The 14,998-nt window shown below is 49.9% G+C and carries 12 protein-coding genes, 2 tRNA genes and 2 other RNA genes; 8 read left to right on the top strand and 8 right to left on the bottom strand.

Annotated features, from left to right (window positions below):
• The first annotated feature begins 14 nt into the window (after positions 1-14).
• Positions 15-458: an Lrp/AsnC family transcriptional regulator gene (locus ABLV66_RS15160; RefSeq protein ID WP_045393819.1), complete on the top strand. Its 444-nt coding sequence runs from the start codon at positions 15-17 to the stop codon at positions 456-458.
• 181 nt (positions 459-639) lie between these two features.
• On the opposite strand, the gene ABLV66_RS15155 is transcribed toward ABLV66_RS15160, so the two are convergent.
• The 6 genes from ABLV66_RS15155 to ABLV66_RS15130 form a co-directional block, all read right to left on the bottom strand.
• Positions 640-772: non-coding RNA, RtT sRNA (locus tag ABLV66_RS15155), on the bottom strand.
• Between the two features lie 43 nt (positions 773-815).
• Positions 816-900: transfer RNA gene (locus ABLV66_RS15150), tRNA-Tyr, on the bottom strand.
• 39 nt (positions 901-939) lie between these two features.
• Positions 940-1,072, bottom strand: a non-coding RNA gene (locus tag ABLV66_RS15145) — RtT sRNA.
• 43 nt (positions 1,073-1,115) lie between these two features.
• Positions 1,116-1,200, bottom strand: a tRNA-Tyr gene (locus tag ABLV66_RS15140).
• Positions 1,201-1,359: 159 nt separating this feature from the next.
• A complete protein-coding gene (purU, locus tag ABLV66_RS15135; RefSeq protein ID WP_045397565.1) occupies positions 1,360-2,202 on the bottom strand; it encodes a formyltetrahydrofolate deformylase in 843 nt (280 codons plus the stop codon).
• A gap of 44 nt (positions 2,203-2,246) precedes the next feature.
• Positions 2,247-2,705, bottom strand: a complete 459-nt coding sequence (locus tag ABLV66_RS15130) for a YchJ family protein (RefSeq protein ID WP_045397568.1) — start codon at positions 2,703-2,705, stop codon at positions 2,247-2,249.
• A gap of 110 nt (positions 2,706-2,815) precedes the next feature.
• Between ABLV66_RS15130 and rssA the strand changes: the two genes are divergently transcribed.
• From rssA to galU, 3 genes are all read left to right on the top strand, one after another.
• Positions 2,816-3,715 carry a patatin-like phospholipase RssA gene (rssA, locus tag ABLV66_RS15125; protein WP_348877136.1) on the top strand — a complete coding sequence of 300 codons (900 nt, stop codon included), beginning with the start codon at positions 2,816-2,818 and terminating at the stop codon, positions 3,713-3,715.
• A gap of 89 nt (positions 3,716-3,804) precedes the next feature.
• Complete coding sequence (rssB, locus tag ABLV66_RS15120) at positions 3,805-4,818, top strand: two-component system response regulator RssB (protein ID WP_045397559.1); 1,014 nt, start codon at positions 3,805-3,807, stop codon at positions 4,816-4,818.
• Positions 4,819-5,016: 198 nt separating this feature from the next.
• Entirely contained in the window at positions 5,017-5,919 is a 903-nt protein-coding gene (gene galU, locus ABLV66_RS15115) for a UTP--glucose-1-phosphate uridylyltransferase GalU (RefSeq protein ID WP_045397556.1), read from the top strand.
• A gap of 125 nt (positions 5,920-6,044) precedes the next feature.
• Here the strand turns inward: galU and hns are convergent, their stop codons facing one another.
• Positions 6,045-6,452, bottom strand: a complete 408-nt coding sequence (gene hns, locus ABLV66_RS15110) for a histone-like nucleoid-structuring protein H-NS (protein ID WP_004103116.1) — start codon at positions 6,450-6,452, stop codon at positions 6,045-6,047.
• 546 nt (positions 6,453-6,998) lie between these two features.
• Between hns and tdk the strand changes: the two genes are divergently transcribed.
• Positions 6,999-7,619 (top strand): thymidine kinase, encoded by a 621-nt coding sequence (gene tdk, locus ABLV66_RS15105; protein WP_045397553.1) that lies wholly within the window; start codon positions 6,999-7,001, stop codon positions 7,617-7,619.
• 184 nt (positions 7,620-7,803) lie between these two features.
• On the opposite strand, the gene adhE is transcribed toward tdk, so the two are convergent.
• Complete coding sequence (gene adhE, locus ABLV66_RS15100; protein ID WP_045397551.1) at positions 7,804-10,482, bottom strand: bifunctional acetaldehyde-CoA/alcohol dehydrogenase; 2,679 nt, start codon at positions 10,480-10,482, stop codon at positions 7,804-7,806.
• A 478-nt stretch (positions 10,483-10,960) separates the two neighbouring features.
• On the opposite strand from adhE, the gene ABLV66_RS15095 reads away from it, so the two are divergent.
• The 3 genes from ABLV66_RS15095 (at position 10,961) to oppB (ending at position 14,998) form a co-directional block, all read left to right on the top strand.
• Entirely contained in the window at positions 10,961-11,608 is a 648-nt protein-coding gene (locus ABLV66_RS15095) for a YchE family NAAT transporter (RefSeq protein WP_045397549.1), read from the top strand.
• Positions 11,609-12,361: 753 nt separating this feature from the next.
• Positions 12,362-13,993, top strand: a complete 1,632-nt coding sequence (gene oppA / locus ABLV66_RS15090) for an oligopeptide ABC transporter substrate-binding protein OppA (RefSeq protein ID WP_045397547.1) — start codon at positions 12,362-12,364, stop codon at positions 13,991-13,993.
• A gap of 84 nt (positions 13,994-14,077) precedes the next feature.
• Entirely contained in the window at positions 14,078-14,998 is a 921-nt protein-coding gene (oppB, locus tag ABLV66_RS15085; protein ID WP_015367069.1) for an oligopeptide ABC transporter permease OppB, read from the top strand.

The raw sequence follows: 14,998 nt of genomic DNA, 5'->3' as shown, positions 1-14,998 counted from the left end.
ATTAGGTGAAATAAATGGAATACATTATTGATGAAATAGACCGGGCGATTCTGGCCTGCCTGACGCAAGATGCCAGAGTTTCGCTTAAGGTATTGAGTGCGCAGGTGGGATTGACCTCCCCGAGTACCGCCGAGCGGGTAAAACGCCTTGAGGAAAAAGGAGTGATTCAGGGTTATAGCGCACGGGTTAATCTGGCGGCATTGGGATATAGCCTGCAGGCATTAGTACGGGTGAGGCCGCTACCGGGATTGCTGCAAAAAGTGGATAAATATATTCAGGCTATACCGGAGTGTATTGAAAGCGACAAGGTCACCGGAGAGGATTGTTTTGTTATGCGTCTCGTGGTGCGCGATATTGCGCAGCTGGATACGATATTGGATGGTCTGGCAGAATATGCGCAATGCAATACGTCGGTGGTGAAAAGCTCGCCGGTAAAAAGGCGCTTGCCCCCGCTGTGAGTTTTCCCGGAGGCGGTGCTGCGCACCTGTCCGGGCTACCAGACGTCACCACCTGTAGCCTCGCTAAGCGAAGCGCGAGCGAGGGGATAGCAGAACAGGTGGCTGAGAGAGTGTAAGAGTATGTAGCCTCGCTAAGCGAAGCGCGAGCGAGGAGATAGCAGAACCGGTGGCTGAAGGGAGATGGTGGTGGGGGAAGGATTACTCGGCGCTAAAGCGCCTCGCCCTTCGGGCCGTTGCCTGCGGCAACGTGCTCTCGCTGACGCTCGAGTCGAACCTTAGTCGAAGCTTCTCATCCTTCCCCATTGGGCAGAATATAGAATATCGCAGGTAGATTAAGCTGGGTATGACTTGGGGAGATGGTGGTGGGGGAAGGATTCGAACCTTCGAAGTCGATGACGGCAGATTTACAGTCTGCTCCCTTTGGCCGCTCGGGAACCCCACCAGGGGTAAAATCAAATTGTAGGCTATTCAGCAAAATGAATGGTAGTGGGGAAAGGATAACTTGTCGCTATCGCTCCTCGCCCTTTGGGCCGTTGCCTATGGCAACGTTCTCTCGCTGGCGCTCGAGTCGAACCTTAGTCGAAGGTTCTTACCCTTCCCGCTAAGTGCAAACATCGTTTACGCTTGTCGGGGAAACCATATCACTGTAGTGAATAATGGTGGTGGGGGAAGGATTCGAACCTTCGAAGTCGATGACGGCAGATTTACAGTCTGCTCCCTTTGGCCGCTCGGGAACCCCACCACGGGGTAATGCTTTGTACTGGCCTGCTCCCTTCTCGGGAAGCGGGGCGCATCATACCAAATGACGCGCCCCTGTAAAGCATTCCTTTGACAAAATTAAACTGGTTGCCTGATTTTTACGCGTAACGCCGTAAAGCTAACCAATTCATTTCGCTGTCGATTAAAGAATAATCGTCCGGTTACCGTAAACAAAGACGCGCTGCGCCAGCACTTGATAAAGCGCTCGGCTTAAGACGTTTTTTTCAACGTCGCGCCCCGCGCGCATCATATCTTCGGCGGTATAGGTATGATCGACGTGAATCACGTCCTGCATGATGATTGGGCCTTCATCCAGATTATCATTCACGTAGTGGGCGGTGGCGCCGATGATCTTCACTCCGCGCTCATAGGCCTGATGATAAGGACGCGCACCGATAAACGCCGGCAGGAACGAGTGGTGAATATTAATGATTTTGTTCGGGAAACGAGCGACAAACGCCGGAGTAAGTACGCGCATGTACTTTGCCAGTACCACGTAGTCCGGATCGTGGGCGGCTATCGCATCGCCCATTCGCTGGTCGTGCTCTTCACGGCTCAGTCCTTCATGGCTCACCAGCTCAAAAGGAATACCGAAACGTTCCACCAGCGTGCGCAGCGTTTCATGGTTGCCGATTACCGCGGCGATGTCGACATCCAGCCCACCGTAGTTGGCTTTCATCAGTAGATCGCCGAGACAGTGCGCTTCTTTGGTGACCAGAATCACCACCCGGCGACGGCCGGCCGGGTTGAGTTCGCGAATTGAACCTTCCGGCAGCGCGCTATCGAGGTCGGCCAGCAGTGTGGCGTCGTTAAAAATACCTTCGAGCTCGGTACGCATGAAGAAGCGACCGGTACGGTGGTCGACAAACTCATTGTTCTGCACGATGTTTAACTCGTGCTTGTAGCAGATATTCGTGATACGCGCGATGAGGCCTTTCTGATCAGGGCAAATGGTGCGTAGTACTTTACGTTGTAATGAATGCATCGCGGGGGAAATCCTGTTGTGTTTGCAATTGCTGATGCCGGGCCTTACTGGCCGCAGCATTTTTTAAATTTTTTACCTGAACCGCAAGGGCAGGGGTCATTACGACCAATTAATGGCCGGGTACCGTCAATATAGTACCACTGTCCGTTTTCTTTTAAGAATCTGGAACGTTCAATAATCGCGCCGGGGCGGTTATCTTCAGTAAAACGTGCGATAAAACTGACGAAGCCTTCGTCGGGATTACGTCCGTTATCGGTGGCGAAAACGGTTAAGCCGAGCCATTGCGTATTGGCAAAGCCTTTTTCAATATCGGTGCGAAAACGTGACGCTTCACAGGTCGGATGCCAGGTTTTGATTAAATAATCGACATCTTTCATCACGAATGCGCTATAGCGGGAACGCATCAGCTGTGACGGGCTCGGCGCTAGCTGACCGCCGTCCAGATATCGCTGGCAACATGAGCTATACTCGAGAGCGCTGCCACAGGGGCATAATTGCGACAAAATCGCCTCCATGGAAAAGAATGACGGCGCCTGAGCGCCAACCTGCATTATGTTAACTGAGCGATGGCGCTGATGTCATGCTCGGAGTGGAAGGATATGTATCAGTACTAATGAGAAAGTTGAAGATTGGTTTAGCGCTAGGGGCTGGCGCCGCGCGCGGTTGGTCGCATATCGGCGTGATAAAAGCGCTGCATCGGGCGGGAATTGATGTCGATGTAGTGGCGGGATGTTCTATTGGTGCCTTAGTCGGTGCGGCTTACGCCTGCAATCGTCTCCCTGCGTTGGAAAAGTGGGTTAGCTCCTTTAGAAACTGGGATGTGCTGCGATTGATGGATCTCTCCTGGCGGCGCGGCGGTTTGTTACGCGGCGAGCGGGTGTTCAATCAATACCGGCAAATTATGCCTGTTGCGCAAATCGAAGAGTGCGAACGTCGTTTTGCCGCCGTGGCGACAAACCTGAGCACCGGGCGTGAATTATGGTTTACGGAAGGTGACCTGCACATGGCGGTCCGCGCTTCTTGTAGTATGCCGGGCCTGATGTCGCCGGTGATGCATAACGGCTACTGGCTGGTAGATGGTGCGGTGGTCAATCCGGTCCCGGTCTCGCTAACGCGAGCCTTGGGGGCGGATATTGTGATTGCCGTCGACCTCCAGCATGACGCCCATCTTATGCAGCAGGACCTATTATCAATCGAATCGCCGCGTCCGGAGCCGATAGAAGAGCTAAGTTGGCATTCCCGCCTGCGATCCCGGTTGGGGAGAATGAGCTCTCGTCGTGCGACAATAACCCCCACGGCGATGGAGATTATGTCCACCTCGATTCAGGTGCTGGAAAACCGCCTGAAACGTAATCGTATGGCAGGCGATCCGCCAGATATCCTGCTACAGCCGTTTTGTCCGCAAATCTCCACTCTCGATTTTCATCGTGCTGGCGAAGCGATGGCCGCAGGACAGCTGGCCGTTGAGAAAAAAATGGATGAATTATTACCCTTGGTGCGCACTTCCGCGTAGCGCACTTGTCCAACACTTAAGTAAATTCTGACAGGCGATAGCGTGAATAGCGTGCCACTATTTAATTATCGTCAGCCAGGGGAGAGAACATGACGCAGCCATTGGCGGGAAAACAGATTCTGATAGTTGAAGACGAACCCGTTTTCCGCTCTCTTCTGGATAGCTGGCTCACTTCACTGGGGGCGACCATCCGCCAGGCGGAAGACGGCATTGAGGCGCTGCAGCAAATCGCGATTTCGAAACCGGATCTGATGATTTGTGATATCTCGATGCCGAGAATGAACGGCCTGGAGCTGGTTGAACAGGTTCGCAACCAGGGTGAACAACTTCCTATTTTGATGATTTCCGCGACCGAAAACATGGCGGACATTGCCAAAGCGCTGCGTCTTGGCGTGCAGGATGTCTTACTGAAGCCGGTAAAAGATTTTAATCGCCTGCGTGAAACGGTGTATGCATGTCTCTACCCGACAATGTTTAGTTCTCGAGTAGAAGAGGAAGAGCGATTATTTGAAGACTGGGATGCGTTAGTTAGCGACCCTCTGGCCGCGTCAAGGTTATTGCAGGAGCTTCAGCCGCCGGTACAGCAGGAGATATCTCATTGTCGCATTCATTACCGTCAGCTTATCTCTGCGGATAAACCGGGGCTGGTGCTGGATATTGCGCCGTTATCAGAAAACGATCTGGCGTTTTATTGCCTGGATGTTACCCGTGCCGGTGATAATGGCGTTCTGGCCGCATTATTATTACGCGCTTTGTTTAATGGCTTGTTGCAAGAACAGCTTGCTCATCAGGGGCAGCGACTGCCGGAAATGGGCGCATTGTTAAAACAAGTTAACCAATTACTCCGCCAGGCCAATTTACCAGGCCAATTCCCATTGTTGGTTGGTTATTATCACAGCGGATTAAAAAATTTGATTCTGGTTTCTGCCGGCCTTAACGGCACGCTGAATACCGGAGAGCATAAAATTCAAATTAGTAACGGCGTTCCGTTAGGAACGTTGGGCAACGCATACCTCAACCAAATTAGCCAGCGCTGCACATCATGGCAGTGTCAAATTTGGGGAGCAGGGGGACGTTTACGCCTGATGTTGTCTGCAGATTGAACAATTCTATCTATTTTTAGTAGGTGGGATTACCGGGCCTACATTTCCGGTGGTACTATCACTGCGTTTTATGCGTAAAAGTCCTAATTCGAGGGTATCCAAACCTTTTCAGACCAGGTTTATCTGATCAGACTGATATACTCGATGCGTTATTTATTGACGATTAAGTTCAAAAAACGAACAGTCCAGGAGATTTCAATGGCTGCCCTTAATTCTAAAGTAAGAAAAGCTGTTATCCCGGTAGCGGGATTAGGCACCAGGATGCTACCCGCCACCAAGGCTATTCCGAAAGAAATGCTGCCACTGGTAGATAAACCATTAATCCAATATGTTGTTAACGAATGTATCGCCGCTGGGATTACTGAAATTGTTCTGGTGACACACTCTTCGAAAAACTCTATTGAAAACCATTTCGATACCAGCTTCGAACTCGAAGCGATGCTGGAAAAACGTGTAAAACGTCAGCTTCTGGAAGAAGTTCAGTCTATTTGTCCGCCGCACGTCACCATCATGCAGGTACGTCAGGGGCTGGCTAAAGGTCTGGGCCACGCGGTGCTGTGCGCGCATCCGGTTGTCGGCGACGAACCGGTTGCGGTTATTCTGCCGGACGTGATTCTGGACGAATATGAATCCGATCTGACCCGCGATAACCTGGCGGAAATGATTGCTCGTTTTGACGAAACGGGCGCCAGCCAGATCATGGTTGAGCCGGTTGATGACGTTACGGCCTATGGTGTTGTTGACTGCAAAGGCGAAAGCCTGCAGCCTGGCGAAAGCGTGCCGATGGTTGGCGTTGTTGAGAAACCGAAGGCAGACGTCGCGCCGTCTAATCTGGCGGTAGTCGGTCGTTATGTGCTGAGCGCCGATATTTGGCCGCTGCTGGCGAAAACCCCTCCGGGAGCTGGCGATGAAATTCAGCTGACTGATGCTATTGATATGCTGATCGAGAAAGAAACCGTTGAAGCCTACCACATGAAAGGCAAAAGCCATGACTGCGGTAATAAGCTCGGTTATATGCAGGCCTTCGTAGAATATGGCGTTCGCCATAAAACTCTGGGCGAAGACTTTAAAGCCTGGCTTGAGCAGGCTGTCGCGAAGTAATATTCGCCAGCAGAACAACCGGGTCGTCTGATGATGATCCGGTTTTTTTATGCCTGTTACTTTAAGCGTGTAGCGATAAAAAAAATCCCGCCGAAGCGGGATTTTTATATCAAGCATAAAGCTAATTAGAGCAGGAAATCGTCCAGTGTTTTACCTTGCTCGTCCATTGCTTTCTTGATGACTGCCGGAGTACGACCCTGGCCAGTCCAGGTTTTAGTTTCGCCGTTTTCATCAACGTAGCTGTATTTAGCCGGACGTGCAGCACGTTTAGTTTTGGTGCCAGCTTTAACTGCCGCCATGGTGCTCAGCAGTTCATTCGGATCAATACCGTCAGCGATCAGCATTTCGCGGTACTGTTGCAGTTTACGAGTGCGCTCTTCAATTTCTGCAGCAGCGGCGCTTTCTTCTTCGCGACGTTCGTTAACGACAACTTCTAATTTTTCCAGCATCTCTTCAAGCGTTTCAAGGGTGCATTCTCTTGCCTGCGCACGAAGAGTACGGATGTTGTTCAAAATTTTAAGTGCTTCGCTCATTGTAGTAATCTCAAACTTATATTGTGGGGTGGTTTGTTGAAGTAATAATAGAGCGATAAAATCAGATGTGCAATAGGGGAGAATGTAAGGAATTCAAAATTACTTGTTATTTGTCTGGTTGATTAAATAATTTAAGTTAAATTTTCGCGCGACTTCACATCTTCTCGCTTATAGCTTAAGCATACGCCCAGGCGCTAAAACCATGAGTCAGGATGGTTTTCCTGCGTTTCGAGAGTAAATTTATACTTTACGTGGATAAATATCACTCTTCAGTTTTAGCGCATTAGTTACGGTGATGCTTAATATAAATTGGCGGCCAAAACCCATTATAGTTGTCCGGAGAATGGCGGTTTAAGCACAAAACGACAATGATTTGTATCTGCTGGCGCAGTAACGGTCTTGCCTGAAGCTATTCATTCACCGTCCGTTTCATTTTTTGTAAAGCATTATCGTTAAGTCGGCAATACCCCCTGTGAAAGCACGGTCGGCTCGGTAATATATGATACAATTGCGCAGTAAAACACATTGATTGGGGTTACGCAGCCGATGGCACAACTTTATTTTTACTATTCTGCAATGAATGCCGGTAAGTCTACCGCACTGTTGCAGTCTTCGTACAATTACCAGGAACGAGGGATGCGTACCGTCGTTTATACCGCTGAAATCGACGACCGCTTTGGTTCTGGCAAAGTGAGCTCGCGAATCGGGCTTTCTTCTCCGGCGCGGCTGTATAATCCTCAGACGTCGTTATATGCCGATATAGCGTCAGAACATGCCCGCCAGCCTATTCATTGCGTGCTGGTGGACGAAAGCCAGTTCCTGACCCGTGAACAGGTCCACGAGCTCTCAGAAGTGGTGGATGAGCTCGATATCCCTGTATTGTGCTACGGCTTGCGTACGGACTTTCGCGGTGAGTTATTTAGCGGTAGCCAGTATTTGTTGGCATGGTCGGATAAGCTGGTTGAATTAAAAACTATTTGCTTCTGTGGGCGAAAGGCAAGCATGGTTTTGCGTCTTGACCAGGAGGGGCGCCCGTACAATGAGGGCGAGCAGGTGGTGATTGGCGGTAATGAGCGCTACGTTTCCGTATGCCGTAAGCATTATAAAGAGGCGTTGAATATCGGTTCGTTAACCCAGGTGCAAAGTAAGCTGCGCCACTGCGAATAATTCTTTAATTTCATTATCTTCAGGCGCCTGTATGGCGCCTGTTGTCTTTTATGGAATCGGTTCCTGTATTCAGATATTACCCAGTGTATTGCTTCTTGTACTTCTGTATGTGAACACTAATAAAGTACGAATATAAAAAAAGCCCCATCAATAGATGGGGCTTCGTTCATATCAATGCCGTGAATTAAGCGGATTTTTTCGCTTTTTTCTCAGCTTTGACTGGAGCCGCTTCTTTTTTCACAGCCGCTGCTTCGCCTTCGACAAAGTCACGACCGTAGTAGGTGTCCAGCAGAATCTGTTTCAGCTCGGCGATCAGCGGGTAGCGCGGGTTAGCGCCGGTGCACTGGTCATCGAAGGCGTCTTCAGACAGCTTATCAACATGAGCCAGGAAATCAGCTTCCTGAACACCGGCTTCACGGATAGATTTCGGAATTCCCAGCTCCGCTTTGAGGCTTTCCAGCCATGCCAGCAGTTTCTCGATTTTCGCAGCAGTGCGGTCGCCCGGAGCGCTCAGACCCAGGTGGTCCGCGATCTCGGCGTAACGACGGCGTGCCTGCGGACGGTCATACTGACTGAATGCGGTCTGCTTGGTCGGGTTGTCATTCGCGTTATAGCGGATAACGTTGCAGATCAGCAGGGCGTTCGCCAGACCGTGAGGAATGTGGAACTGTGAGCCCAGTTTGTGCGCCATAGAGTGGCACACGCCCAGGAAGGCGTTAGCAAACGCGATACCGGCGATAGTGGCGGCACTGTGCACACGTTCGCGGGCTACCGGGTTCTTAGAACCTTCGTGGTAAGAGGCCGGCAGATACTCTTTCAGCAGTTTCAGCGCTTGCAGAGCCTGACCATCGGAGAACTCGGAAGCCAGTACGGAGACGTAAGCTTCCAGGGCATGAGTCACGGCGTCCAGACCACCGAAGGCGCACAGGGACTTCGGCATATCCATGACCAGGTTGGCATCGACAATCGCCATATCCGGAGTCAGCGCGTAATCGGCCAGCGGATATTTCTGTCCAGTTGCATCGTCGGTTACCACGGCGAACGGAGTCACTTCAGAGCCGGTACCGGAAGTCGTGGTGATGGCAACCATCTTCGCTTTAACGCCCATTTTCGGGAACTTGTAGATACGTTTACGGATATCCATAAAGCGCAGCGCCAGTTCTTCGAAGTGGGTTTCCGGATGCTCATACATAACCCACATGATTTTGGCTGCATCCATCGGGGAACCGCCGCCCAGCGCAATGATTACGTCTGGTTTGAAGGAGTTGGCCAGATCCGCGCCTTTACGCACGATGGTCAGCGTTGGGTCAGCTTCAACTTCAAAGAACACTTCGGTTTCTACGCCAGCCGCTTTCAGTACGGAAGTGATCTGGTCTGCATAACCGTTGTTGAACAGGAAGCGGTCAGTCACAATCAGCGCGCGTTTGTGACCATCAGTAATCACTTCATCCAGTGCGATTGGCAGAGAGCCACGACGGAAGTAGATAGATTTCGGAAGTTTATGCCACAACATGTTTTCAGCTCGCTTAGCAACGGTTTTCTTGTTGATCAGGTGTTTCGGACCAACGTTTTCAGAGATGGAGTTACCACCCCAGGAACCACAACCCAGAGTCAGGGAAGGTGCGAGTTTGAAGTTATACAGGTCGCCGATACCACCCTGAGAAGCCGGGGTGTTGATCAGGATACGCGCGGTTTTCATCATCTGGCCGAAGTAGGCCACGCGAGCCGGCTGGTTGTCCTGGTCGGTGTACAGGCAAGAGGTGTGACCGATACCGCCCATGGCGACCAGTTTTTCTGCTTTATCGACCGCGTCTTCGAAATCTTTCGCCCGGTACATTGCCAGCGTCGGAGACAGTTTTTCGTGAGCGAACGGTTCGCTTTCGTCAACGTCGGTAACTTCGCCGATCAGAATCTTAGTGGTGGCCGGCACGGTGAAGCCTGCCAGTTCAGCGATTTTTGCCGCCGGTTGACCAACAATCGCCGCATTCAGCGCGCCATTTTTCAGGATGATGTCCTGAACGGCTTTCAATTCTTTGCCCTGCAGCAGGTAGCCGCCGTGGCTGGCAAAACGTTCGCGAACGGCATCGTAGACCGAGTCGACAACAACAACAGACTGTTCAGAAGCACAGATAACGCCGTTATCGAAGGTTTTTGACATCAGTACGGACGCTACTGCGCGTTTAATATCGGCAGTTTCATCGATAACAACCGGAGTGTTACCTGCACCAACGCCGATAGCTGGTTTACCAGAACTGTAAGCAGCTTTAACCATACCCGGGCCACCGGTGGCGAGGATCAGGTTGATGTCAGGGTGGTGCATCAGCGCATTAGAAAGTTCTACTGAAGGCTGGTCGATCCAACCAATCAGATCTTTCGGCGCACCGGCAGCAATCGCCGCCTGCAATACGATGTCAGCCGCTTTGTTGGTAGCGTCTTTAGCACGCGGGTGCGGGGAGAAGATAATGGCGTTACGCGTCTTCAGGCTGATCAGCGATTTGAAGATAGCCGTTGAGGTCGGGTTGGTAGTCGGAACGATACCGCAAATAATACCGATTGGTTCAGCAATGGTGATGGTACCGAAAGTGTCGTCTTCAGACAGGACGCCACAGGTTTTTTCATCTTTATAGGCGTTGTAGATATATTCGGAGGCGAAGTGGTTTTTGATCACTTTATCTTCAATAATACCCATGCCGGATTCGGCAACGGCCATTTTTGCGAGAGGGATTCGAGCATCTGCAGCGGCCAGAGCGGCGGCACGGAAGATCTTATCAACTTGTTCTTGAGTGAAACTGGCATATTCACGCTGGGCTTTTTTTACGCGCTCTACAAGTGCGTTAAGTTCAGCGACATTAGTAACAGCCATAATGCTCTCCTGATAATGTTAAACTTTTTTAGTAAAACAGTAGCTCGATTCGACATTATAGACAGGCTGTTAACAGCTTGCATGTAAATGTTAACGTAAAGATTTCTAACGCTTTGAACACACTGATTTACTAAAAAAGCTTTGTCTCACTACGCACTCAGGTACTTCGGCCTTTCACTCTCTTGATGTAGCCAAGATTACTCACTTCTGAGTATGAATTACGTGATTTAGATCAATATTTGGCGATGCTGATACCTTTCAGCAGGGCAATAATTGACCAGTCAGATGATGGGGAGTGATAAGGTATGCATATTTAATGAATAAAGCTCATCCGCTAAACAAATATATAACAAATAAAAGCAAACAGCCGCGGCTGCATATTTGAGATGAATTGTGGCTATGAAAAGGGTATCTTCTGCCAAATTAATTTGTACTGACACTGTCAACAGCCTTTTTTAATGGTGCTGCGGAGTTCACTGTGACCCTACCGTTGTTTGATTTCGCTGTTTATTTTAAATTTTTTATCGGCCTTTTCGCGCTGGTCAACCCGGTCGGCATCATCCCGGTTTTCATTAGCATGACCAGCTACCAGACGGCGCTGGTGCGCAATAAGACGAATCTGACGGCTAATCTGTCGGTGGCTATCATTCTCCTTACCTCGCTCTTCCTTGGCGATGGCATCTTGCAAATTTTCGGCATCTCTATTGATTCTTTCCGTATTGCGGGTGGGATCCTGGTGGTGACTATCGCCATGTCGATGATTAGCGGCAAACTCGGTGAAGATAAACAAAACAAACAGGAGAAGTCGGAGACGGCTATTCGTGAAAGTATCGGTGTCGTACCGTTAGCGTTACCTTTAATGGCGGGGCCGGGGGCGATAAGCTCCACGATCGTTTGGGGGACTCGCTATCACTCCATTGCCCACCTGATCGGTTTTTCAATCGCCATTGCGCTGTTTGCCGCCTGTTGTTGGGGAATTTTCCGCATGGCGCCATGGTTGGTCAGATTGTTAGGGCAGACCGGGATTAACGTCATTACTCGTATCATGGGTCTGTTGCTGATGGCTTTAGGGATTGAGTTTATCGTCACCGGGATTAAAGCGCTGTTTCCTGGATTGACAGGGTAACTTACTTGGCAGGCGCGGGGCGTGGGGCCTCGCGTTTGAAAGATTATTAGCAAAACTTATTTCTGCAACTGATATAAAAGACAAACTATAATTTTTACTAATAATTATATAATTTTATATTTATCATATGGTTAGTTGTTTTTATTCTATCTCGCCGTACTGTCTTTCTCCCCCCATCACTGTTATTTTCGTCACATCATTCTCTGGCGCTTGCTGTCGGATCATTGAAATGATATTAGTAATTTCTGCGAGACAGCAGATTAATGTGCTAAAAATTAGACAATTGTTAAATTATTGTGCAAAAAAGCAACTTTGCGCGCAGAGCCGGAACGCAAAATGACAGGGTGTTCCTATATTGCTGATTAAAAGCAATATTTTTGCTTTTTTAACATGATAAGTCTTACGTTAAGTGCGGCTAAAAAAACAATAAAAGAGAATCCGGTAACATATTTGCAAATTGCATTGGCGGACATGAAACCGTTTTGGTACTTTCCGGCCTGATCGCTAACTAAATAATGTGCACAAATGAGAATTATTATTAAATAACTCATTGTGCCGGAATTCCCCTCTGGACAGGGGGATAAAGAATCGACGTCAAGGCTGCCGTTTGAGCGGTCGTAATAAATAAGTCGGTGATAGCAAGCAGTAGAATCTGACAGCGGCAAAGACTCCTGCACTGTACAGAATCCCTTTAAGGGAAAAATAACAGGCTGGTTAAATAACCAGTAATTATAATGAGTGGAGTAACAACACATGACCATCATCACTAAAAAAAGTCTGGTAGCGGCGGGAATTTTATCTGCGCTAATCACCGCAAATGTTGCTATGGCAGCAGATGTTCCTGCCGGGGTGCAACTGGCGGATAAACAAACGCTGGTGCGTAATAACGGGGCAGAGGTGCAATCTCTGGATCCGCATAAAATTGAAGGCGTCCCGGAGTCCAACGTTAACCGCGATCTGTTTGAAGGGTTAGTGATTGGCGATCTTAACGGCCATCCTGTGCCTGGCGTTGCCGAATCGTGGGATAACAAGGATTTTAAAGTCTGGACCTTCCATATCCGCAAGGATGCCAAATGGTCCGACGGTTCACCGGTTACCGCGCAAGATTTCGTTTATAGCTGGCAGCGTCTGGCCGATCCGAAAACGGCATCTCCTTACGCCAGCTATCTCCAGTACGGCCATGTCGCCAACGTCGATGAGATTATCGCTGGCAAAAAACCTGCAACAGACCTTGGCGTCAAAGCGATTGACGACAAAACGTTTGAAGTCACGCTGAGCGAACCGGTTCCTTATTTCTATAAACTCCTCGTCCATCCATCCGTTTCTCCAGTACCAAAAGCCGCCATTGAAAAATATGGTGAGAAATGGACTCAGCCGGCGAATATTGTCACCAACGGCGCTTATAAATTAAAAGACTGGGTGGTCAACGAGCGTATTGTGCTCGAGCGTAATACGAATTACTGGGACAACGCCAAAACCGTTATTAACCAGGTAACTTACCTGCCAATTTCTTCTGAAGTTACCGATGTGAACCGCTACCGCAGCGGCGAAATCGACATGACCTATAACAACATGCCGATTGAACTGTTCCAGAAGCTGAAAAAAGAGATCCCGAAAGAAGTTCACGTCGATCCTTATCTGTGTACTTATTATTACGAAATCAATAACCAGAAAGCGCCATTTACCGACGTACGCGTCCGTACCGCGCTCAAGCTGGCGCTGGATCGCGATATTATCGTCAATAAAGTGAAAAACCAGGGCGATCTGCCGGCTTACAGTTATACCCCGCCATACACCGACGGCATGAAACTCGTTGAACCGGAGTGGTTCAAATGGTCTCAGGACAAGCGTAATGAAGAAGCGAAAAAATTACTGGCGGAAGCCGGCTATACCGCTGATAAGCCGCTGACCTTTAATCTGCTCTACAACACTTCCGATTTACATAAAAAACTGGCTATCGCCGTGGCGTCCATCTGGAAGAAAAACCTTGGCGCTAACGTTAAGCTGGAAAATCAGGAGTGGAAAACCTTCCTCGATAGCCGTCATCAGGGCACCTTCGATGTCGCTCGCGCCGGCTGGTGCGCTGATTACAACGAGCCGACATCGTTCCTGAACACCATGCTCAGCGACAGCTCTAACAACACGGCGCATTATAAGAGCCCGGCATTCGATAAGATCATCGGCGATACCCTGCAGGTCACCGATGAAGCGAAACGCGCCGAGCTGTACGCGCAGTCGGAACAACAGCTGGATAAAGATTCCGCGATTGTGCCTGTTTACTACTATGTGAACGCGCGCCTGGTTAAACCGTGGGTTGGCGGTTATACCGGTAAAGACCCGTTGGATAATATTTACGTGAAGAACCTTTATATTATCAAACATTAATGGCAAGACGTGGGGCAGGCTGAGCTTGCCCCACCGTGTCTGAATTCATCGCACTCGATAGGCACAGGCCAGAAGGTACGGGCAATGTTAAAATTCATATTACGTCGCTGTCTGGAAGCGATTCCGACGCTATTCATTCTTATTACTATCTCTTTCTTCATGATGCGCCTCGCGCCGGGCAGTCCTTTTACCGGTGAACGCACGCTGCCGCCGGAAGTCATGGCGAATATTGAAGCGAAATATCATTTAAACGACCCCATCATGACCCAGTACTTCAATTATCTGAAGCAACTGGCGCACGGTGATTTCGGTCCTTCCTTCAAATATAAAGATTATTCGGTCAACGATCTGGTCGCATCAAGCTTCCCGGTTTCCGCCAAATTGGGCCTTGCAGCCTTCTTGTTAGCCGTGATTCTTGGCGTCAGCGCCGGGGTTATTGCCGCGTTAAAACAGAATACCAAATGGGACTACGCGGTGATGGGGGTGGCAATGACCGGCGTCGTCATACCGAGTTTCGTAGTGGCGCCGCTGCTGGTGATGATTTTCGCCATCACGCTGCACTGGCTGCCTGGCGGTGGCTGGAACGGCGGGGCGCTGAAATTTATGATCCTGCCGATGGTGGCGTTATCGCTGGCCTATATTGCCAGTATCGCCCGTATCACCCGCGGTTCGATGATTGAAGTTTTGCACTCTAACTTCATTCGCACCGCAAGGGCGAAAGGTCTGCCGATGCGCAGAATTATCTTCCGCCACGCGCTGAAGCCTGCGCTGCTGCCGGTGCTTTCCTATATGGGTCCGGCGTTCGTCGGCATTATCACCGGCTCAATGGTTATCGAAACGATTTACGGCCTGCCAGGTATTGGCCAGTTATTCGTCAACGGCGCGCTTAACCGCGACTACTCGCTGGTGCTTAGCCTGACGATTCTCGTCGGCGCGCTGACCATTCTGTTTAACGCGATCGTCGACGTGCTGTACGCCGTTATCGATCCGAAAATTCGCTACTGA

Source organism: Klebsiella sp. CN_Kp073, from assembly GCF_040065495.2.
In the GTDB taxonomy this organism is placed as follows: domain Bacteria; phylum Pseudomonadota; class Gammaproteobacteria; order Enterobacterales; family Enterobacteriaceae; genus Klebsiella; species Klebsiella aerogenes.
The sequence above is the reverse complement of the archived record's forward strand: the minus strand, read 5'-3'. Positions and strand labels throughout refer to the sequence as shown.

Coding starts and splice junctions, on each gene's coding strand:
- ABLV66_RS15160 (WP_045393819.1), top strand. CDS start 15: ATGGAATACATTATTGATGAAATAGACCGGGCGATTCTGGCCTGCCTG.
- purU (WP_045397565.1), bottom strand. CDS start 2,202: ATGCATTCATTACAACGTAAAGTACTACGCACCATTTGCCCTGATCAG.
- rssA (WP_348877136.1), top strand. CDS start 2,816: ATGAGAAAGTTGAAGATTGGTTTAGCGCTAGGGGCTGGCGCCGCGCGC.
- rssB (WP_045397559.1), top strand. CDS start 3,805: ATGACGCAGCCATTGGCGGGAAAACAGATTCTGATAGTTGAAGACGAA.
- galU (WP_045397556.1), top strand. CDS start 5,017: ATGGCTGCCCTTAATTCTAAAGTAAGAAAAGCTGTTATCCCGGTAGCG.
- hns (WP_004103116.1), bottom strand. CDS start 6,452: ATGAGCGAAGCACTTAAAATTTTGAACAACATCCGTACTCTTCGTGCG.
- tdk (WP_045397553.1), top strand. CDS start 6,999: ATGGCACAACTTTATTTTTACTATTCTGCAATGAATGCCGGTAAGTCT.
- adhE (WP_045397551.1), bottom strand. CDS start 10,482: ATGGCTGTTACTAATGTCGCTGAACTTAACGCACTTGTAGAGCGCGTA.
- oppA (WP_045397547.1), top strand. CDS start 12,362: ATGACCATCATCACTAAAAAAAGTCTGGTAGCGGCGGGAATTTTATCT.
- oppB (WP_015367069.1), top strand. CDS start 14,078: ATGTTAAAATTCATATTACGTCGCTGTCTGGAAGCGATTCCGACGCTA.